This is a genomic window from Streptomyces sp. CLCI03, assembly GCF_053615355.1.
In genome coordinates, this window is the sequence record NZ_CM132132.1 from 4,305,117 (window position 1) to 4,323,798 (window position 18,682).

Consider the following 18,682-nt stretch of genomic DNA (forward strand, 5'->3'; position numbering starts at 1 on the left):
CCCGCGCCTCGACGAGCGGTTCCACCGCCTACGGCACCGACACCGCGCAGCGGCGCGGTCGCACCGGGCCGGTGCTGCCGGCCCCCGAGTAGGGTCGGAGCATGCCGCCCCGAGGGAAGAAGCCGCGTACCTACGACCCCGTCCGGATCCGCACGGCCGTCACCGCGCAGTTCGCGCATGTCTGTCGGGCCGTCGCGGAGTTGGGGCCCGATCAGCTGGCGCGCCCCAGCGGGCTCGGGGACTGGAGCGTCGCCGAACTGGCCGGTCACATCGCCTGGATCGCCGACTCGTTGGCGGGGGGCCTGGCCCGGCCGCCCGCCGCCGTCGCCGAGCTGTCGGCGGTCGAGTGGCCCTTCGCCACCGCCTCCCTCGCCGGGAAGATCTCCGAGGCGGCCAGGGAGACCCTGACCGGGGCCCCGCTGCCGGAGCTGTTCGAGCGGGCGGCCGACCGGATGGAGCGGGCGCTCGCGGCGAATCCGGGTGACCGCGTGCTCGACCTGTGGATCGGGGACATGACCCTGGCCGACTTCCTGGTCACCCGGACCGTGGAACTGGTGGTCCACACCGACGACCTGAACCGGGCCGCCGGACTGGACATCCCGATCGACCGGCAGGCGCTGGCCGCCTGCACCCGGCTGCTCGCCGACGCCCTCGCCCTCAAGGCACCGGGCGGTGCGGTCGAGGTCCGCGTCCCGCCCTTCGCGGTGGTCCAGTGCATCGAGGGCCCGCGACACACCCGCGGCACCCCGCCGAACGTCGTGGAGACCGACCCGCTGACCTGGATCCGGCTGGCGACCGGGCGTACGCGGTGGGCCGCGGCGCTCGACGAGGCGCACGTACGGGCCGGCGGCGAGCGGGCCGATCTGTCGGCGCTGCTGCCGTTGATGAGCTGAGGGGAACGACCATGGTGGAACCGGTATCGCGCCCGCTCCGTCCCAGGGACATGCCTACCTTCCGGCACGTCCCCACCGCCGCGGGCCTGGCCCTCGTCGTCGCGCTCGCCCTGACCGGCTGCGGCCAGGGCGAGGACGCGCGGGGCGCCCGACTGCCCGACCCCCAGGGTTCCTGGGCCGTCGAGTCCCTGACCACGGGCGGCCGCACCCTGCACGCGCCCGAGAGCGCCCATCTCGACATCGGCCCGAACGAGGTCAAGGGCAACTACGGCTGCAACGGCTTCACGGCGGTCGCGGCCTTCGCCGGCACCTCCTCGGTGACCGTGACGCCCGGTGCCTCGACCACCATGGCCTGCGCGGACATGGAGTTCGAGACGGCCTTCGCCAAGCTGTTCCGGGGCAAGTTGACGATCGACCGCGGCCCCGACCGGCTCACCCTGAAGACCGCCGACGGGAGCACCATCGCCATGACGTCGGCCCCCGCGGTCACCGACGCCCCCCTCACCACGACCGAGTGGACCGTGGAGTCCCTGGTCAGCGGCGGGACCGCGGCCTCCCTGCCCGCCGAGGCGGCCGGGAAGGCACGGTTCACCATCGCCCCGGACCTCACCGTGAGCGGCAACCTCGGCTGCAACCGGTTCAGTGCCCAGGTGACCGTGGAGGGCTCCACGGTCACCTTCGGGCCGCTGACCTCGACCCGCATGGCCTGCGAGGGACCGGTGGGCGACGTCGAGCGGACGCTGACCGGGCTGTTCGGCGGCGGCCCGCTCACCGCGAAGGTCGAGGGCCGGACCCTCACCCTCACGGCGCCCGACGGCAAGGGCCTGACCGCGAGGGCGGCCTCCGCCGCCGAGTGAGCGCGACCGCGGTCAGGCCGGGTACGGCAGCAGCTGGGCGTCCACCTTCTCCCAGGCCGCCCGTAGCTGCGCCAGCCGGGCCGGTTCCACGGCGGCCTTGTCGGCCTGCTCGCGGACGTCCCCGGCCAGGTCGAACAGCTGGTCCTTGCCCGCCTTGCCGCGGTAGTACTTCCAGTCCCCGCGGCGCAGCGCGCGCTCGCCCCGGACCCGCCAGAACAGGTCCCGTTCGGCGACCTTCTCGCCGCGCAGCAGGTACCCGGCCAGGCTCGCCCCGTCCAGCGGGTAGGCGGGGTGCGGGCGCGCCCCGGCGACCTCCAGCAGCGTCGCCGTCCAGTCCGGGCTGAACACGGGGACGTGGCTGACCTGGCCGCCGTCCAGCCGGGCGGGCCAGCGCGCGATGTTCGGCACGCGGATGCCGCCCTCCTGGAGGGAGGCCTTGTTGCCGGACAGCGGCCAGTTGTACGAGAAGCGCTCGCCGCCGTTGTCGCTGGAGAAGACCACCAGGGTGTGCTCCTCCTGCCCGGAACGCCTCAGGGCCTCCAGGACCTTGCCGATCGAGCGGTCGAGGTCCTCGACCATCTCCTTGTACTTCTCGACCGAGCCGCCGTCCTGGTGCCACAGGGCGCGCCCGTCGCCCGCCTTGATCCGCCGGACGATCTCGGCGCTCTGCTCGGTGTCCCCGTCGGCGATCCACGGCCAGTGCGGGGTGGTGAAGTTGAGGTTCAGCAGCCACGGCTTGCCGTGGTGGTCGCGGGAGACGTACTCGCTCGCCCGCTCGGTGATGATCCGGGTGTAGTAGCGCAGGTCCTTGTACTCGGCGTCGCCCTCGTAGAGGTCGTACTCGCCGCCCAGGCCCAGCTTGGAGTAGTACTCCAGGGCGCCACCGAAGTTGCCGAAGAACTCGTCCCAGCCGGATCTGGTCGGGCTGTAGTCGGGCAGGTAGCCGGCGTGCCACTTGCCGATCAACGCGGTCGCGTAGCCGGCGGACTTCAGCAGCGAGGCCAGCGTCGGGTGCGTGGGGTCCAGGCCCACCGACCTGTCGGCGATCGGTTCGGCCAGCCCGCCCTTGGTGCGGCCCGGGTAGCGCCCGGTGTACAGGCTGAACCGGGTCGGCGAGCAGGTCGCGGAGCCCGAGTAGGCGTCGGTGAACCGGACGCCCTGGCGGGCGAGGCGGTCCAGGTTCGGGGTCTTGATGTGCGGGGAGCCGTACGAGGAGAGGTCGGCCCAGCCCAGGTCGTCGCCGAGGATGAACAGGATGTTCGGCCGACGGGACGGCCGGGGCCGCCCGGCCCGGAACTCCCGCTCCTGCGGCGCGTTCCGCCCGTCCCCGGGGGTCGGGGCCGCGGCGGCCGGAGCGGCGCCCAGGCCTACCGCCGCGGCGGCCGCGCTCACGCCGACCGCGCCGCCGAAGGCGCGCCGGGACAGGTGGGGTTCGTACGAGGTCACAGGTACTCCAAGGCATGGCCCGCCGGCCCGCCCCGGGCGGCGCGGGACGGCGCGCGGCACGACAGGGCAGGCTCGGGCAGGGATCAGGAAGAAAAAGAACGAAAAGCGGCGTGTGACTACGCAGAACAGCGACAGATGGCGCTCGCGACACGGACAAGGTCCACGTGCCGGCGCTCGACGAGGGTGACGGTTCGGTCACCGAGAGGCTGCATGAGGCGAGAGCCTGTACGAATGCCCAGGGGGCTGTCAACAAGGGCATTCCGGATACCGAGACGGAATGGATCGGTCACCCTCTGTGCTGTGACATTTCCCGGCCGTCCCCAATTCGGACCAGTGGTCGATCTCGCCTACACTCGGAAGCGTGCCTCGTGGTGATGGACGACTCAACCACGACCTGCTCCCCGGCGAAAAGGGCCCCCAGGACGCTTGCGGCGTCTTCGGTGTCTGGGCTCCGGGTGAAGAGGTCGCCAAGCTCACCTACTTCGGACTGTATGCACTGCAGCACCGCGGACAAGAGTCCGCGGGAATCGCTGTGAGCAACGGTTCCCAGATCCTCGTCTTCAAGGACATGGGCCTCGTTTCCCAAGTCTTCGACGAAACCTCTCTCGGCTCGCTCCAAGGTCATATCGCGGTCGGTCACGCCCGCTATTCGACCACCGGGGCCTCCGTCTGGGAGAACGCTCAGCCGACCTTCCGTGCGACCGCCCACGGCTCCATCGCCCTGGGTCACAACGGCAACCTGGTGAACACCGCCGAGCTTGCCGAGATGGTCGCCGACCTCCCCCGTCAGGACGGCCGCGCCACCCAGGTGGCCGCCACCAATGACACCGACCTGGTCACCGCCCTGCTCGCCGGTCAGACCGACGACGAGGGCAAGCCCCTGACCATCGAGGAGTCGGCCGCCAAGGTCCTGCCTCAGGTCAAGGGCGCCTTCTCCCTCGTCTTCATGGACGAGGGGACCCTCTACACCGCCCGTGACCCGCAGGGCATCCGCCCGCTGGTCCTCGGCCGCCTGGAGCGCGGCTGGGTGGTCGCGAGTGAGACCGCCGCCCTCGACATCTGCGGCGCCAGCTTCGTCCGCGAGGTCGAGCCGGGCGAGCTCATCGCGATCGACGAGAACGGTCTGCGCACCTCGCGATTCGCGGAAGCGAAGCCCAAGGGCTGTGTCTTCGAGTACGTCTACCTGGCGCGCCCGGACACCGACATCGCCGGCCGGAACGTCTACCTCTCGCGTGTCGAGATGGGTCGGCGCCTGGCCAAGGAAGCCCCGGTCGACGCCGACCTGGTGATAGCGACGCCGGAATCCGGCACGCCCGCCGCCGTCGGATACGCCGAAGCCAGCGGGATCCCCTACGGATCCGGCCTGGTCAAGAACGCCTACGTGGGCCGGACCTTCATCCAGCCCTCGCAGACGATCCGCCAGCTCGGCATCCGGCTCAAGCTCAACCCCCTCAAGGAAGTCATCCGGGGCAAGCGCCTGGTGGTCGTCGACGACTCGATCGTCCGCGGCAACACCCAGCGCGCGCTGGTCAAGATGCTCCGCGAGGCCGGTGCGGCGGAGGTCCACATCCGGATCTCCTCGCCGCCGGTGAAGTGGCCGTGCTTCTTCGGCATCGACTTCGCCACCCGGGCCGAGCTGATCGCCAACGGGATGACGGTCGACGAGATCGCCACCTCCATGGGCGCGGACTCGCTCTCCTACATCTCGCTCGACGCGATGATCGAGGCGACCACCATCCAGAAGCCCAACCTCTGCCGTGCCTGCTTCGACGGCGAGTACCCGATGGAGCTGCCCGACCCGCAGCTCCTGGGCAAGCAGCTCCTGGAGACCGAGCTGGCCGGCGGCACGGACGCCGCCGACGCGCTCCGTCGCCCGTAGCCCTGGCTCAACCTGCGCCGGGCCCTGTCTTTGAGGCTTCTCCCAGGGCCCGGCACCACACGCAGTAACGACACGAAAGCTCTCTCCTGTCATGACAGAGAAGACCACCGGTGCCAGCTACGCAGCCGCAGGCGTGGACATCGAAGCGGGCGACCGCGCCGTCGAGCTGATGAAGGAGTGGGTGAAGAAGACGCAGCGCCCCGAGGTCCTCGGTGGCCTCGGCGGCTTCGCCGGCCTCTTCGACGCCTCCGCCCTCAAGCGCTACGAGCGCCCGCTGCTCGCCTCGGCCACCGACGGCGTCGGCACCAAGGTGGACATCGCCCGCCAGCTCGGCGTGTACGACACGATCGGCCACGACCTGGTGGCGATGGTCATGGACGACATCGTCGTCTGTGGCGCCGAGCCGCTCTTCATGACCGACTACATCTGCGTCGGCAAGGTGCACCCCGAGCGGGTCGCGGCGATCGTCAAGGGCATCGCCGAGGGCTGCGTCCTCGCCGGCTGCGCCCTGGTGGGCGGCGAGACCGCCGAGCACCCCGGCCTGCTGGGCCCGGACGACTTCGACGTGGCCGGTGCCGGAACGGGCGTCGTCGAGTACGACCGCCTGCTCGGCGCGGATCGCATCCGTACGGGGGACGCCGTCATCGCGATGGCTTCGTCCGGCCTTCACTCGAACGGGTACTCGCTGGTCCGCCACGTCCTCTTCGAGCGCGCCAAGATGTCGCTGGAGAGCCACGTGGAGGAGCTCGGCCGCACCCTCGGCGAGGAGCTCCTGGAGCCGACCAAGATCTACTCGCTGGACTGCATGGCCCTCACCCGGACGGCCGAGGTGCACGCCTACTCGCACATCACGGGCGGTGGCCTCGCGGCGAACCTGGCCCGGGTGATCCCGGACCACCTGCACGCCACGGTCGACCGTTCGACCTGGGCCCCCGGCGCCATCTTCGACCTGGTCGGCAAGGCCGGTCAGGTGGAGCAGCTGGAGCTGGAGAAGACCCTGAACATGGGCGTCGGCATGATGGCCGTCGTTCCGCAGGAGTCGGTGGACGTGGCGCTGACCGCGCTGGCCGACCGGGGTGTCGACGCGTGGGTCGCGGGCGAGATCCTGGACCGCGGTGACCACACCGAGGGCGCGACCATGACCGGTTCCTACGCGAGCTGAGCAGCACTGAAACCCGGCCCGGGGCGATGCCCTGGACCGGGTTTCAGTCTTTTGTCCGTCGTGCAGACGCCTCAGGGCGTCAAGCGCCGCGACGCTGTGACGACGGCCCGGACTCCTCGTCCTCGTCGTCGTCATCCCTGTTGTAGAGGTCCGCGTACCGAGCGTACGGGTCGTCCTCGTCCAGTTCGTCGTCGTCTACCTCGACCGGCTCGCTGACAGGCAGCGGTTCTACGGTCGATGCGCCCAGCTCGTTGGCCAGACGCGAGAGGTCAGTCCCGCCGCTGCTGTACTTCAGCTGGCGGGCGACCTTCGTCTGCTTGGCCTTTGCCCGGCCGCGCCCCATGGCTCGACCCCCTCGGTGACGGGGCTCGACGGCCCCAGAGTCTGACACGCGTTCATGGTTCGGAGCGGGCTCTCCGTGGAGAGACCGTCCGTAGGGGTTTAACGGTACCTGCTTCCGCGGCCATACGGTACGCCGCCCGCATGACGCGCCCCGGTGCAGAACCAACAAGGCGCCCCGTCCTCGCTGGTCAGCTGCGATTTTAACCTTTTCCTGGCGGGCGACCCGCCGAAGTGCAGTGAGTTCCGTCTCGCCGCACCCCGGCGGGCAGGCCCAGGAGCCCCTGGAAGTGCCTAGACCGCGCGCGCGGCGCGGCCGTCGGCCATCCGCTGCTCGGCGATCCGGTCGGCCGCGGCGGCGGGCGGAATGCCATCCGCCTTCGCGCGAGCAAAGATCTCCAGCGTGGTGTCGAAGATCTTCGTGGCCTTGGCCTTGCAGCGGTCGAAGTCGAAGCCGCGCAGCTCGTCGGCGACCTGGATGACACCGCCCGCGTTGACCACGTAGTCGGGCGCGTAGAGGATCCCGCGGTCCGAGAGGTCCTTCTCGATGCCCGGGTGGGCGAGCTGGTTGTTCGCCGCGCCGCAGACGATCGTCGCGGTGAGCGCCGGGACGGTCTCGTCGTTCAGGGCGCCGCCGAGCGCGCAGGGGGCGTAGATGTCCAGGCCCTCGACACGGATCAGCGCGTCCGTGTCGACGACCGCGGTGACCTTGCCCGGGTGCTTGTCGAGGATGCGCTGCACCGACTCCTGGCGGACGTCGGTGATGACGACCTCGGCGCCGTCCTCCAGCAGGTGCTCGACCAGGTAGTGGCCGACCTTGCCGACACCGGCGACCCCGACCTTGCGGCCGCGCAGGGTCGGGTCGCCCCACAGGTGCTGGGCGCTGGCGCGCATGCCCTGGAAGACACCGAAGGCGGTGAGGACCGAGGAGTCGCCGGCGCCGCCGTTCTCGGGGGAGCGTCCGGTCGCCCAGCGGGTCTCGCGGGCCACGACGTCCATGTCGGCCACGTAGGTGCCGACGTCGCAGGCCGTCACGTAGCGACCGCCGAGGGACTCCACGAACCGGCCGTAGGCCTGGAGGAGTTCCTCGCTCTTGAGGACGTCCGGGTCGCCGATGATCACGGCCTTGCCGCCGCCGAGGTCGAGGCCGGCGAGGGCGTTCTTGTACGACATGCCGCGCGAGAGGTTCAGCGCGTCGAGGACGGCCTCCTCGTCGGAGGCGTACGCGTGGAAGCGCGTACCGCCGAGGGCGGGGCCCAGGGCGGTGGAGTGGATGGCGATGACGGCCTTCAGGCCGGTGGCGCGGTCCTGGCACAGCACGACTTGCTCGTGGCCGCCCTGCTCCGAACGGAACAGGGTGTGCAGGACGCCGTCGGTCATTTCGGTCACGGTGGTGACTCCCATGGAAGAGATGCGGCGGAAAGACGCCCGCCCTGCGGGTGGGGGAGGGCGTGCTGGGAGCAGAGTAAGACCTGAGGGCCGTCCGTAGGTGACCTGTCCGAGGATCGAAACACTCCCGTGGTGCGAGGGCGCGCGGGCGCCCGGAGGTGAACCGGGGCCCGCGGCAGGGCAGTACGAGAGCGTGAGCGAATCCTCCGATCTCCCGCTGCCGTCCGCGCGCTCGGCGCCGACCGTCCCGTACGCCTCCTACCTGCGCGTCTACGAGCCCTTGGCGGCCTTCGCCGAGCCGGAGCGCACGCACTGGGCCGACTACGCCCGGCGCGGGGCGACCCCGACCGCCCAGGACGAACTGCGCCGGTCGCTGTCGGACTTGGTGCGGGTCCCGGTGGTGGGGGTGCCGGCCCACGAGAGCGCGGACGCCTTCACGGTGGTGGTCGACGGGGTGCTGCTGATCTGCCCGTGGCGCACCCGGCTGCGCGGCTGGCTGGCGCTGCAGGAGCTCGTCGAGTGGTTCCCGCGCCCGGTCCTGGACGCGGCGCTCCCGCCGGGGACGCGCCGGCAGGCGGCCGAGGACTACGAGCGGTGGCGCGAGCGGAACCCGGACGCGCGCCCGTGGATCCGTACCGGGGTGTGGCAGGTCCCGCTGCGCTGGTTCGTCCTGGTGGCGGACGAGGAGCGGGACCACGTGCCGGGCGAGCGGCTGCGCTACCGCACGCCGATGGTCCAGGCCCGGCGGCGACTCGCCCGGGCGCTGCGGACCCTGCGCGACGCCGAGGGGTACGGGTCGCTCACGGACGGGCTGGTGGAGGTGGGGAGCTGGCTGGAGGAGTTCCACCCGCGCTCGCTGGTCGAGCTGGACTACGGCGGGTTGGTGCACGCGTTGCCGGCGGACCGGCTGGCGGCCGACCGCTCGGCCGCGGATCTCGCGGCGGGCATCGCGGCCCTGCGGGCCGGGGACAGGGAGGGCGCGACCGAGGTCTACGAGGGGCTGGCGGAACGTTGGCGAGCGGTCCGGGAGCGACTTTTCGCGAATTAGGCCGAAAGGGGCCTATGTGGCTGGTTTCACCCGAGAGAGGGTCGCGCGTATCGTCCGGTATCGGTCGATCGGTCAATAATGGCTGATCAGAGGCCTGATCATGGCATTTGGGACGTAGTGCCAGGACCTACGTCCCGATACGGGCCATTGGCCCAAGCGTGACGGACCGCACTAACTACACCCTTGCGCCCTTCCCCTACCCTCGTGCCAAAATAGGACAAGGAGTCCGGGGAGGGTTCCTTCCGTCCAACTAAGGGCGGAATGCTCGGCATTGCACTCTACGGGGGGTCTGACGACTCCTGATCGCTCTGTGACTGATCGTCACAGTGGGGTGACTGTCCGTTATGGGACGGTCCATCGGCTTCCGCCGCTGATGAACACCTCGGAGGGCAATTCCGTCGGTTTGGCCGTCGAGGCTGGACGGATGGTGTAGTTGTAGTGCCGAGGACAAGCCGTTCGTCCTATAACCGACTCGGCCCGCGTATGTCCATTTCGGGCAACGCGGGCCAAGGTGCAGAATTTAGAGGAAAGAACCGAGATGGTTCGGTTCTCCCGAGGAGGCCGCTCATGACCGCTCGCACCCCTGATGCCGAGCCGCTGCTGACCCCGGCTGAGGTTGCCACGATGTTCCGCGTGGACCCGAAGACGGTCACCCGCTGGGCCAAGGCTGGCAAGCTCACGTCCATCCGCACCCTGGGTGGACACCGCCGGTACCGCGAGGCCGAGGTTCGCGCACTGCTCGCGGGAATTCCGCAGCAGCGCAGCGAGGCCTGAGGTCGCGTAAACACCCCGCTTTAACGGGTTTATCGGGTCCCCCAATCCGATGAGACCCACATAGCTTCAAACGACCGGGTCTGCCCCAACAGGTCCCAGGTCGTTCGATCGCGCTGGACTCCGCCGGGTCCAGCGCGATCTTTTTTATGCCCAGGTCAGGGCGGTCTCGATCGCGCGAGGGACTACCGGCGGGGTAGGTGCCATTGCACATATTCTATCGAGCGGGCGTATGGGTGCGATAAAAGTATGAGTCTCAAAAACTCATACGGTGACTCCCGTCACAGATGATCACTCTTGTATATCCGGTAATGCACCCCGTAAAGGGGAAGCGCATCACGCGGCGCATCATGCGAACGGGGGATTCCGGGCGGCGACCCTCGGTTCGCCCCCACAGCGCCCCTTCCGCGCCCCCTCCGCGGGCCACGGCCGCGTACGTGGGGTCCGGGGCCGGCCGGGGTTCCGTCCGCACGAGGTCGGCGGGCGCGCCCGCAGGGGCCCCGGAGAGGGGACGAAGACGGCCAGGAGACGTTCACGGGCGGCGCGGGCGCTCCACGAGCCCCAGGCGCCTCCCAAGGCCGCCCGGGCGCTGTCACCCGCCAACGCGTCAGGGCCCGCATCCCCAGAGGGATACGGGCCCTGACGTTTCTGCGAACCTGACGGGACTTGAACCCGCGACCTCCACCTTGACAGGGTGGCGAGCTAACCAACTGCTCCACAGGTCCTTGATTTGCGGCCGCTCGGCGGCTGCGAATCAGACTGTACCGCAGCTCAGGGGGTGCAGTCGAACCGGATCACGGCGCCGGTCACGGAGCCGCCGCGTCCACCGCCTTCACGATGCGCTTGTCGGAGATCGGGTACGCCGTCCCGAGCGCGTGCGCGAAGTAACTGACGCGCAGTTCCTCGATCATCCAGCGGATGTCGGTGACCGTGGACGGGACCGGCCGTCCCTTCGGCAACTGCTCCAGCAGCCAGGCGTACTCGTCCTGCATCTCGTGGACCTTCTCCATGCGCGTGGTGTCGCGCTGGACGCCCGTGGGCATCTGCTGGAGCCGCCGGTCCGCCGCCACCAGGTAGCGCATCAGGTCCGGCAGCCGGCGCAGCCCCGTGAGCGTCACGAAGCCGGCCGGCATCAGGGCCGCCAGCTGCGTCTTGACGTCCTGGATGTTCGCGACGAGCGCCAGGCTGCCCGTGGCCTTCAGTCGGCGCTCACAGGCCTGCCAGGCGGCCAGCACCTGCTGCACCTGGCTCACCGTGCGCACGGTCGTGTCGACCAGGTCGGCGCGGACGGCCTCGTAGAGCTTCCGGAAGCCCGCCTCGTCCCAGGCCGGGCCGCCGTGGTCGGCGATGAGCTTGTCGGCCGCCGCGGTCGCACAGTCGTCGAAGAGCGCCTGGATGGAGCCGTGCGGGTTCCGGGACAGGGCCAGCTTCTGCTGGTTGCTCAGGTGGTCCGAGGCGAACTTCGCCGGGTTCACGGGGATGTTCAGCAGGATGAGCCGCCGGGTGCCCAGCCACATCGCCTGCTGCTGCTCGGCCTCGGTGTCGAAGAGCCGGACCGAGACGCTGGAGCCCTCGTCCACCAGCGCCGGGTAGGCCTTCACCGGCTGGCCGGCCCGCCGGGTCTCGAAGACCTTGGTCAGGGTGCCGATCGTCCAGTCGGTCAGCCCGGTGCGCTCCACCGACTCCCCGCCCGCCCGCTCGGCGGTGGCCGCGGCGGCCTTGGAGAGGGCCTGGCGGGCCTTCGGCCTCAGTCGCAGCCGCAGGGCCTCCAGGTCCTTGTCCTCGGCGAGGTTCTTACGGCGCTCGTCGACGATCCGGAAGGTGATCTTGAGGTGGTCGGGGATCCGGCCGAGGTCGAAGTCCTCGGCCGAGACCGGGACACCGACCATCCGCTGGAGCGCGCGCGCCAGCGTGACCGGCAGCGGCTCCTGCAGGGGCACCGCCGTGTCCAGGAAGCGGCCGGCGTAGTTCGGCGCGGGTACGTAGTGCCGGCGGATCGGCTTCGGCAGCGAGCGGATCAGCTCGGTGACGACCTCCTCGCGCAGGCCCGGGATCTGCCAGTCGAAGCCCTCGTCGGTGACCTGGTTCAGCACCTGCAGCGGGATGTGCACGGTCACGCCGTCCGCGTCCGCGCCCGGCTCGAACTGGTAGGTCACCCGGAACTTCAGCTGCCCCTGCCGCCAGGAGTCCGGGTAGTCGGCCTTGGTGACCCCGGCCGCCTTCTCGGTCAGCAGCATCTCGCGCTCGAAGTCGAGGAGTTCGGGCTCCTCGCGCTTCTTGTGCTTCCACCACGAGTCGAAGTGCGCCCCGGAGACCACGTGCGCCGGGATCCGCTGGTCGTAGAAGTCGAAGAGCGTCTCGTCGTCGACCACGATGTCGCGGCGCCGGGCCCGGTTCTCCAGCTCCTCCACCTCGGTGAGGAGCTTGCGGTTGTCGGCGTAGAACTTGTGGTGGGTCCGCCAGTCGCCCTCGACGAGAGCGTTGCGGATGAACAGGTCGCGGGAGACCTCCGCGTCGATCCGGCCGTAGTTGATCTTCCGCTGGGCCACGATCGGTACGCCGTACAGCGTGACCTTCTCGTACGCCATCACGGCCGCCTGGTCCTTCTCCCAGTGCGGCTCGCTGTACGTGCGCTTGACCAGGTGCTGCGCCAGCGGCTCCACCCACTCGGGCTCCACCTTGGCGTTCACCCGGGCCCACAGCCGCGAGGTCTCCACCAGCTCGGCCGACATCACGAACTTGGGCTGCTTCTTGAAGAGCGAGGAGCCCGGGAAGATCGCGAACTTGGCCGACCGCGCGCCCAGGTACTCGTTCTTGTCCGTGTCCTTGAGCCCGATGTGCGAGAGCAGACCCGCCAGCAGCGAGACGTGCACGACCTGCTCGGGGGCGTCGGCCTCGTTGACGTGGATGCCCATGCCCTTGGCGACCGTGCGCAGCTGGGAGTAGATGTCCTGCCACTCGCGGATCCGCAGGAAATTGAGGTACTCCTGCTTGCACATCCGGCGGAACGACGACGAGCCGCGCTCCTTCTGCTGCTCGCGCACGTAGCGCCACATGTTCAGGAACGAGAGGAAGTCGCTGGTCTCGTCCTTGAAGCGGGCATGGTTCTGGTCGGCCTGGGTCTGCTTGTCCGAGGGCCGCTCGCGCGGGTCCTGGATGGAGAGGGCCGCCGCGATGACCATGACCTCGCGGACGCAGTTGTTCTTGTCGGCCTCGATGACCATGCGGGCCAGCCGCGGGTCCACCGGGAGCTGGGACAGCTGGCGGCCCATCTGAGTGAGCCGCTTCTTGGGGTCCTTCTCCGCCGGGTCGAGCGCCCCGAGCTCCTGGAGGAGCTGGACGCCGTCGCGGATGTTGCGGTGGTCCGGCGGGTCGATGAAGGGGAACTTCTCGATCTCGCCGAGGCCGGCCGCGGTCATCTGGAGGATGACGGAGGCCAGGTTCGTCCGCAGGATCTCGGCGTCGGTGAACTCGGGACGGGCGTCGAAGTCGTCCTCGGAGTACAGCCGGATGCAGATGCCGTCGCTGGTACGGCCGCAGCGGCCCTTGCGCTGGTTGGCGCTGGCCTGCGAGATCCGCTCGATCGGGAGGCGCTGGACCTTGGTGCGGTGGCTGTAGCGGGAGATCCGGGCGGTGCCCGGGTCGATCACGTACTTGATGCCGGGGACGGTCAGCGAGGTCTCGGCCACGTTGGTCGCGAGGACGATCCGGCGCCCTGTGTGCTGCTGGAAGACGCGGTGCTGCTCGGCGTGCGAGAGGCGTGCGTAGAGGGGGAGGACCTCGGTGAAGCGGAGGTTCCGTTTGTTCAGGGCGTCCGCCGTGTCGCGGATCTCCCGCTCACCGGAGAGGAAGACCAGGATGTCGCCCGGACCCTCGCCCTGGAGCTCGTCCACGGCCTCGCAGATCGCGGTGATCTGGTCCCGGTCGCTGTCCTCGGAGTCCTCCTCCAGGAGCGGCCGGTAGCGCACCTCCACCGGATACGTGCGCCCGCTGACCTCGACGATCGGCGCCTCGCCGAAGTGCCGGGAGAAACGCTCGGGGTCGATGGTCGCCGAGGTGATGACGACCTTGAGGTCGGGACGCTTCGGCAGCAGCGTGGCCAGATAGCCCAGCAGGAAGTCGATGTTCAGCGACCGCTCGTGGGCCTCGTCGATGATGATCGTGTCGTAGGCGCGCAGCTCGCGGTCCGTCTGGATCTCGGCGAGCAGGATGCCGTCCGTCATCAGCTTCACGAAGGTCGCGTCCTGGTCCACCTGGTCGGTGAACCGGACCTTCCAGCCGACGGTCTGCCCGATCTCGGACCTCAGCTCCTCGGCGATCCGCTCCGCGACCGTGCGGGCGGCGATCCGGCGGGGCTGGGTGTGCCCGATCATGCCCCGGACGCCGCGGCCCAGCTCCATACAGATCTTGGGGATCTGCGTGGTCTTGCCGGACCCGGTCTCGCCCGCGACGATCACGACCTGGTGGTCGCGTATCGCCTCGGCGATCTCGTCCTTCTTCTGGCTGACGGGCAGGTTCTCGGGATACGTGACCTCCGGCATCCGCGAGGCACGGCCGGCCAGACGCTCGGCGGCCTTGGTGGCCTCCGCGGCGATCTCGTCGAGCACGGCCTGCTTGGCCTCGGGCTTGCGGATACGGCGGGCGCCTTCGAGGCGGCGGCCGAGGCGGTGCGCGTCACGGAGGGAGATCTCACCGAGAAGCGTCTGCAGGGCGGCGAAGGAAGTAGACATACCTGATCGAGGATCTCACCTGGGCCCTCCGGGTGGCGAACGCATTTGTCGGGTGGACCCGTACCATTTCGGGACGAGTCCGTCGGTCGTCCGTATGAGAGGCAGCCCACCTTGTCCCGCCCCCGCCTCTTCGGCTGCGCCGTGCTCGCGGTACTGGCGGTGTTGCTGGGCTGCGCGGCCCAGGCGGTGGCGCTCGCCCCGACGCCCGGAACGGCCCCGGCTCCGGCCTCGGCCCCGCCTCCTGTCGCGGCCTCGGACCCGGCATCGGCCTTGGCTCCGGCTCCGGCCTCGGCCTCGGGCCCGGGCCCGGTCTCGGCCCCGGCTCCGGCCTCGGCCCCGGGTCGTGCCTCGGTCTCGGGCTCGGTCCTGGACCCGGCTCCTGCCTCGGCCTCGGCCTCGGCTTCGGCCTCGGGCCCGGCAGCCGTCCCGGTCTCGGCCCCGGGCACCGGATCGGCCGTGGCGTGGCCGCGGGCGGCCGTGTCCACCGACGCCGACGGTCCCGCCTGCGCGCCGACGGCTCCGGGCCACGGCGGCTCGCCCGCCGTCCCCCGGCGTGCCGCGGGCGAGCAGCACGCCCAGGTCCCGCCGGTCCGGGCGGTGCCCGAGGACGCCGGTCCGGCCGCGGCCGTCACCGCGCGGAGCCCCGTACGCGGCCCCGACCGCCCGGCCCCCGACCGGCTGCGGCTCTGCGTGATGCGGGTCTAGACGGACCGGTCCCCCGGTCCCGTCCCACCCACCCGCAGCACTGGAGCACCCGCATGCCCTCTTCCCCGAAGCCCGCCGCCAAGAAGCCCGCCAAGAAGTCCTCCGCCAAACCCCTGCTGATCTCCGCCGGGGTGGCCCTCGCCGCGATCACCCTCGGGCTCGTCTCCTGGCAGGCCACCGCACCCGACTCGACCGGCTCGGCCGGCTCCGCCGCCGCGCCCGCGCCCGCGACCGACCCCACCGCCGAGCTCAAGGCCCTGGCCCGCCGTGAATCCGGCGACAAGCTCGCCGTCGGCCGCGCCGACGCGCCCGTCGTGCTCATCGAGTACTCCGACTTCAAGTGCGGCTACTGCGGCAAGTTCGCCCGGGACACCGAGCCCGAACTGGTGAAGAAGTACGTGCAGGACGGCACCCTGCGCATCGAGTGGCGCAACTTCCCGATCTTCGGCGCCGAGTCCGAGGCCGCCGCCAAGGCCGCCTGGGCGGCCGGGCAGCAGGACCGTTTCGACGCCTTCCACGCGGCGGCCTACGCCGGCGGCTCGAAGGAGAAGGGCTTCGCCGAGCCCCGGCTCGTGGAGCTGGCCCAGGAGGCCGGGGTCCCGGACCTGGAGCGCTTCAAGGCGGACATGGCCGGTGAGCAGGCCGCGGCGGCCCTGCGGAAGGACCAGGAGGAGGGCTACCGCATCGGTGTCACCTCCACCCCGTCCTTCCTGCTGAACGGCAGGCCCATCGCCGGCGCCCAGCCGCTGGACACCTTCACGGCGGCCATCGCCAAGGCGAAGGCCGAGGCGGCGAAGCGGTGACCGACATCGGGTACCTGGCCGCCCTGCTGGGCGGCCTCCTCGCGCTGCTCAGCCCGTGCAGCGCGCTGCTCCTGCCGGCCTTCTTCGCGTACTCCATCGACTCCACCTCGCGGCTCCTGGCGCGCACCGGGATCTTCTACGCGGGCCTCGCGAGCACCCTCGTACCCCTGGGGGCGGCCGGCTCGTACGCCGGGCGGTTCTTCCACAGCAACCGCGACCAGCTCGTGTTGGCCGGCGGTTGGCTGATCATCGCGCTCGGCCTGGCGCAGATCCTGGGCCTCGGCTTCGCCCCGAAGCGGATCTCGGAGCTGTCGGGCCGGATCCGGCCGACCACCGCCCTGTCGGTGTACGCGCTCGGCGCGGTCTACGGGCTGGCAGGCTTCTGCGCCGGCCCGATCCTGGGCAGCGTGCTGACGGTCGCGGCGGTCAGCGGCAGCCCCGTCTACGGCGGCGTCCTGCTCGCGGTCTACGCCCTGGGGATGGCCGTGCCGCTGTTCCTGCTGGCCCTGTTGTGGGAGCGGTTCGACCTGGGCAGGCGGCGCTGGCTGCGCGGGCGGGCCCTGCGCGTCGGCCGCTTCGAGCTGCACACCACCTCGCTGCTGTCCGGGCTGTTCTTCATCACGCTGGGCGTGCTGTTCCTCGCCTACGACGGGGCGAGCGCACTGCCGGGGCTGCTGGACGTGGACGACTCGTTCGCCGTGGAGCAGTGGGTCGGCTCGCTGGCGGACGCGGTCCCGGACGCGGCGCTGCTCGCCCTGGTCGCCGCCGGGGCGGCGGCTGTGGGCGTCGTGCAGTGGCGCCGCAGGGAGCGCGCGGCGGCGGCCGAGGCGGAGGGGGAGTAACCACAGAAGGCCCCGTCCGACGGACGGGGCCTTCTTGATGGTGGCTGGGGCCGGGGTCGAACCGGCGACCTATCGCTTTTCAGGCGATCGCTCGTACCAACTGAGCTACCCAGCCACGAAACCGTTTCCGGCTTCAGCGATCCTGACGGGACTTGAACCCGCGACCTCCACCTTGACAGGGTGGCGAGCTAACCAACTGCTCCACAGGACCTTGCAGTGTGCGAGACCAAGTCTTGCACACGGTAATGCGTACCCCCAACGGGATTCGAACCCGTGCTACCGCCTTGAAAGGGCGGCGTCCTGGGCCACTAGACGATGAGGGCTAAAGGCCCGCCGGGCACTTCTCAGCGCGTCGGGGACGTGAGAAGCATATGGGATCCGGGGAGCTATCGCCAAAACGGTTTCCCCCGGAGCGACAATGGCCGGGTGCTGGAGATGACGCGCGAGGAGTTCGAGGAGCTCGTCGCAGAGGCCCTGGACCGGATTCCGCCGGAGCTGACGCGGCTGATGGACAACGTGGCGGTGTTCGTCGAGGACGAACCACCCGCCGACGACCCCGAGCTGCTCGGCCTGTACGAGGGAACTCCCCTGACGGACCGCGGCGAGTGGTACGCCGGGGTGCTGCCGGACCGGATCACCATCTACCGCAATCCCACATTGCGCATGTGCGAGGACCGGGAGAGCGTGGTCGCCGAGACGGAGGTCACCGTGGTGCACGAGATCGCCCATCACTTCGGGATCGACGACGACCGGCTGCACGCGCTGGGCTACGGGTGACCCGGCCGGGTCCGGGGTCGGCTGCGGGGCAGGTTCCCGACGGGCCCGTTCCCGACGGGCCGGCGGAGGCGATCGATCCGGACGTCGACCTGCACGTACCCGCGCAGCGCGCCGAGCCGCAGGCCCGGGTCCTCGCGGCGGTGGCGGTGGGCGGCGCGGCCGGGGGCGCGGCGCGGTACGGGGTCTCCCTGCTGTGGCCGGCCGCGCCCGGGGCCTTCCCGTGGGCGACCCTGTGGATCAACGCCTCCGGCAGTGCGCTGATCGGCGTCCTCATGGTGCTGATCAGCGAGGGCGGCCGGACGACGCCGCATCCGCTGCTGAGGCCCTTCGTCGGGGTCGGCGTGCTCGGAGGCTTCACCACCTTCTCCACCTACGCGGTGGACTTCTCGCGGCTCCTGGACGAGGGGGAGGCGGGGACCGCCCTGGCCTACGGCGCGTTCACGGTGGTGGCGGCGCTCGGCGCGGTGTGGGCGGCGGCCTCGATGACGCGGCTCGCGCTCCGCGGGCGCGGCCCCGGACCCGGCGGCGGTCCGCGGTGAACTGGCTGCTCGTGGTGGCGGGCGCGGCCGTCGGCGCGCCGCTGCGCTACCTGCTGGACCGCGCGGTGCAGGCACGGCTGGACGGCCCGGACGCCGTCTTCCCCTGGGGCACCTTCGTGGTCAACGCGACCGCCTGCCTGATCCTCGGGACGCTGTCCGGGGCGGCGCTCGCGGGGGCCGCCTCCTCGCGGTGGCAGCTGCTGCTCGGGGCCGGGCTGTGCGGGGCGCTGAGCACGTACTCGACGTTCTCGTACGAGACGCTGCGGCTGGCCGAGCGTGGCCGCGGGTTCCTGGCCGCGGCGAACGTGGTGATGTCGGTGCTGGTCGGGCTGGGCGCGGTGCACCTCGGCTCGCAGGTCGCGCGACAGCTCCTCGGCTGAGTTCCGCCGTGTTCCGCGCGAGGTTCGGGCCAGGGGTTCGGCCGAAGGCGTGTCCCTTGTGGGTCAAAGGGAGTTGGGCACATTGACCCGCACATGCGGAAAGTTCATCCACAGGCTCCGGA

17 protein-coding genes and 4 tRNA genes are annotated in these 18,682 nt (G+C 70.7%); 12 read left to right on the forward strand and 9 right to left on the reverse strand.

Annotated features, from left to right (window positions below; all coding sequences use genetic code 11):
- Positions 1-101: 101 nt before the first annotated feature.
- Positions 102-893, forward strand: coding sequence for a maleylpyruvate isomerase family mycothiol-dependent enzyme (locus ACWG52_RS19890; protein ID WP_389804739.1), 792 nt, complete (start codon positions 102-104; stop codon positions 891-893).
- Between the two features lie 50 nt (positions 894-943).
- A complete protein-coding gene (locus ACWG52_RS19895; protein ID WP_389804742.1) occupies positions 944-1,750 on the forward strand; it encodes an META domain-containing protein in 807 nt (268 codons plus the stop codon).
- 12 nt (positions 1,751-1,762) lie between these two features.
- Here the strand turns inward: ACWG52_RS19895 and ACWG52_RS19900 are convergent, their stop codons facing one another.
- Positions 1,763-3,196, reverse strand: a complete 1,434-nt coding sequence (locus tag ACWG52_RS19900; protein ID WP_389804745.1) for a sulfatase-like hydrolase/transferase — start codon at positions 3,194-3,196, stop codon at positions 1,763-1,765.
- 116 nt (positions 3,197-3,312) lie between these two features.
- A complete protein-coding gene (locus tag ACWG52_RS19905) occupies positions 3,313-3,408 on the reverse strand; it encodes a putative leader peptide (RefSeq protein WP_324617183.1) in 96 nt (31 codons plus the stop codon).
- 149 nt (positions 3,409-3,557) lie between these two features.
- Here ACWG52_RS19905 and purF point away from each other — a divergent pair, with 149 nt between their 5' ends.
- Entirely contained in the window at positions 3,558-5,075 is a 1,518-nt protein-coding gene (gene purF, locus ACWG52_RS19910; RefSeq protein ID WP_030726287.1) for an amidophosphoribosyltransferase, read from the forward strand.
- A 91-nt stretch (positions 5,076-5,166) separates the two neighbouring features.
- Positions 5,167-6,237, forward strand: a complete 1,071-nt coding sequence (purM, locus tag ACWG52_RS19915; RefSeq protein WP_033223414.1) for a phosphoribosylformylglycinamidine cyclo-ligase — start codon at positions 5,167-5,169, stop codon at positions 6,235-6,237.
- A 79-nt stretch (positions 6,238-6,316) separates the two neighbouring features.
- Here the strand turns inward: purM and ACWG52_RS19920 are convergent, their stop codons facing one another.
- Complete coding sequence (locus ACWG52_RS19920) at positions 6,317-6,580, reverse strand: DUF3073 domain-containing protein (RefSeq protein WP_030009392.1); 264 nt, start codon at positions 6,578-6,580, stop codon at positions 6,317-6,319.
- A gap of 290 nt (positions 6,581-6,870) precedes the next feature.
- A complete protein-coding gene (locus ACWG52_RS19925) occupies positions 6,871-7,965 on the reverse strand; it encodes a Leu/Phe/Val dehydrogenase (RefSeq protein ID WP_389804749.1) in 1,095 nt (364 codons plus the stop codon).
- A 193-nt stretch (positions 7,966-8,158) separates the two neighbouring features.
- Between ACWG52_RS19925 and ACWG52_RS19930 the strand changes: the two genes are divergently transcribed.
- Together ACWG52_RS19930 and bldC are read left to right on the forward strand one after the other, a co-directional pair.
- Positions 8,159-9,013 (forward strand): hypothetical protein, encoded by an 855-nt coding sequence (locus tag ACWG52_RS19930; protein WP_389804752.1) that lies wholly within the window; start codon positions 8,159-8,161, stop codon positions 9,011-9,013.
- 567 nt (positions 9,014-9,580) lie between these two features.
- Entirely contained in the window at positions 9,581-9,787 is a 207-nt protein-coding gene (gene bldC, locus ACWG52_RS19935; protein WP_003949541.1) for a developmental transcriptional regulator BldC, read from the forward strand.
- A 648-nt stretch (positions 9,788-10,435) separates the two neighbouring features.
- Here bldC and ACWG52_RS19940 read toward each other — a convergent pair.
- Positions 10,436-10,509, reverse strand: a tRNA-Asp gene (locus ACWG52_RS19940).
- Positions 10,510-10,590: 81 nt separating this feature from the next.
- Complete coding sequence (hrpA, locus tag ACWG52_RS19945; protein ID WP_453125486.1) at positions 10,591-14,514, reverse strand: ATP-dependent RNA helicase HrpA; 3,924 nt, start codon at positions 14,512-14,514, stop codon at positions 10,591-10,593.
- A 111-nt stretch (positions 14,515-14,625) separates the two neighbouring features.
- Between hrpA and ACWG52_RS19950 the strand changes: the two genes are divergently transcribed.
- From ACWG52_RS19950 to ACWG52_RS19960, 3 genes are read left to right on the forward strand one after another with little or no spacing between them, the layout of a single operon-like run.
- Entirely contained in the window at positions 14,626-15,219 is a 594-nt protein-coding gene (locus ACWG52_RS19950; protein ID WP_453125487.1) for a hypothetical protein, read from the forward strand.
- A 53-nt stretch (positions 15,220-15,272) separates the two neighbouring features.
- A complete protein-coding gene (locus ACWG52_RS19955) occupies positions 15,273-16,022 on the forward strand; it encodes a DsbA family protein (RefSeq protein WP_389804760.1) in 750 nt (249 codons plus the stop codon).
- Positions 16,019-16,864, forward strand: coding sequence for a cytochrome c biogenesis CcdA family protein (locus ACWG52_RS19960; RefSeq protein ID WP_390168505.1), 846 nt, complete (start codon positions 16,019-16,021; stop codon positions 16,862-16,864). The genes ACWG52_RS19955 and ACWG52_RS19960 overlap by 4 nt, the downstream gene beginning before the upstream one ends.
- 38 nt (positions 16,865-16,902) lie before the next feature.
- On the opposite strand, the gene ACWG52_RS19965 is transcribed toward ACWG52_RS19960, so the two are convergent.
- From ACWG52_RS19965 to ACWG52_RS19975, 3 genes are all read right to left on the reverse strand, one after another.
- A tRNA-Phe gene (locus ACWG52_RS19965) sits at positions 16,903-16,979 on the reverse strand.
- Positions 16,980-17,001: 22 nt separating this feature from the next.
- Positions 17,002-17,075, reverse strand: a tRNA-Asp gene (locus ACWG52_RS19970).
- Between the two features lie 39 nt (positions 17,076-17,114).
- Positions 17,115-17,187: transfer RNA gene (locus ACWG52_RS19975), tRNA-Glu, on the reverse strand.
- A 103-nt stretch (positions 17,188-17,290) separates the two neighbouring features.
- Between ACWG52_RS19975 and ACWG52_RS19980 the strand changes: the two genes are divergently transcribed.
- From ACWG52_RS19980 to crcB, 3 genes are read left to right on the forward strand one after another with little or no spacing between them, the layout of a single operon-like run.
- Positions 17,291-17,641, forward strand: a complete 351-nt coding sequence (locus ACWG52_RS19980) for a metallopeptidase family protein (protein WP_030726307.1) — start codon at positions 17,291-17,293, stop codon at positions 17,639-17,641.
- A complete protein-coding gene (locus tag ACWG52_RS19985; RefSeq protein ID WP_389804766.1) occupies positions 17,638-18,180 on the forward strand; it encodes a FluC/FEX family fluoride channel in 543 nt (180 codons plus the stop codon). Before ACWG52_RS19980 ends, ACWG52_RS19985 begins: the two co-directional genes overlap by 4 nt.
- Positions 18,177-18,560, forward strand: coding sequence for a fluoride efflux transporter CrcB (crcB, locus tag ACWG52_RS19990; protein WP_033223423.1), 384 nt, complete (start codon positions 18,177-18,179; stop codon positions 18,558-18,560). The genes ACWG52_RS19985 and crcB overlap by 4 nt, the downstream gene beginning before the upstream one ends.
- Positions 18,561-18,682 lie beyond the last annotated feature (122 nt).

Coding starts and splice junctions, on each gene's coding strand:
- ACWG52_RS19890 (WP_389804739.1), top strand. CDS start 102: ATGCCGCCCCGAGGGAAGAAGCCGCGTACCTACGACCCCGTCCGGATC.
- ACWG52_RS19895 (WP_389804742.1), top strand. CDS start 944: ATGCCTACCTTCCGGCACGTCCCCACCGCCGCGGGCCTGGCCCTCGTC.
- ACWG52_RS19905 (WP_324617183.1), bottom strand. CDS start 3,408: ATGCAGCCTCTCGGTGACCGAACCGTCACCCTCGTCGAGCGCCGGCAC.
- purM (WP_033223414.1), top strand. CDS start 5,167: ATGACAGAGAAGACCACCGGTGCCAGCTACGCAGCCGCAGGCGTGGAC.
- ACWG52_RS19920 (WP_030009392.1), bottom strand. CDS start 6,580: ATGGGGCGCGGCCGGGCAAAGGCCAAGCAGACGAAGGTCGCCCGCCAG.
- bldC (WP_003949541.1), top strand. CDS start 9,581: ATGACCGCTCGCACCCCTGATGCCGAGCCGCTGCTGACCCCGGCTGAG.
- hrpA (WP_453125486.1), bottom strand. CDS start 14,514: ATGTCTACTTCCTTCGCCGCCCTGCAGACGCTTCTCGGTGAGATCTCC.
- ACWG52_RS19955 (WP_389804760.1), top strand. CDS start 15,273: ATGCCCTCTTCCCCGAAGCCCGCCGCCAAGAAGCCCGCCAAGAAGTCC.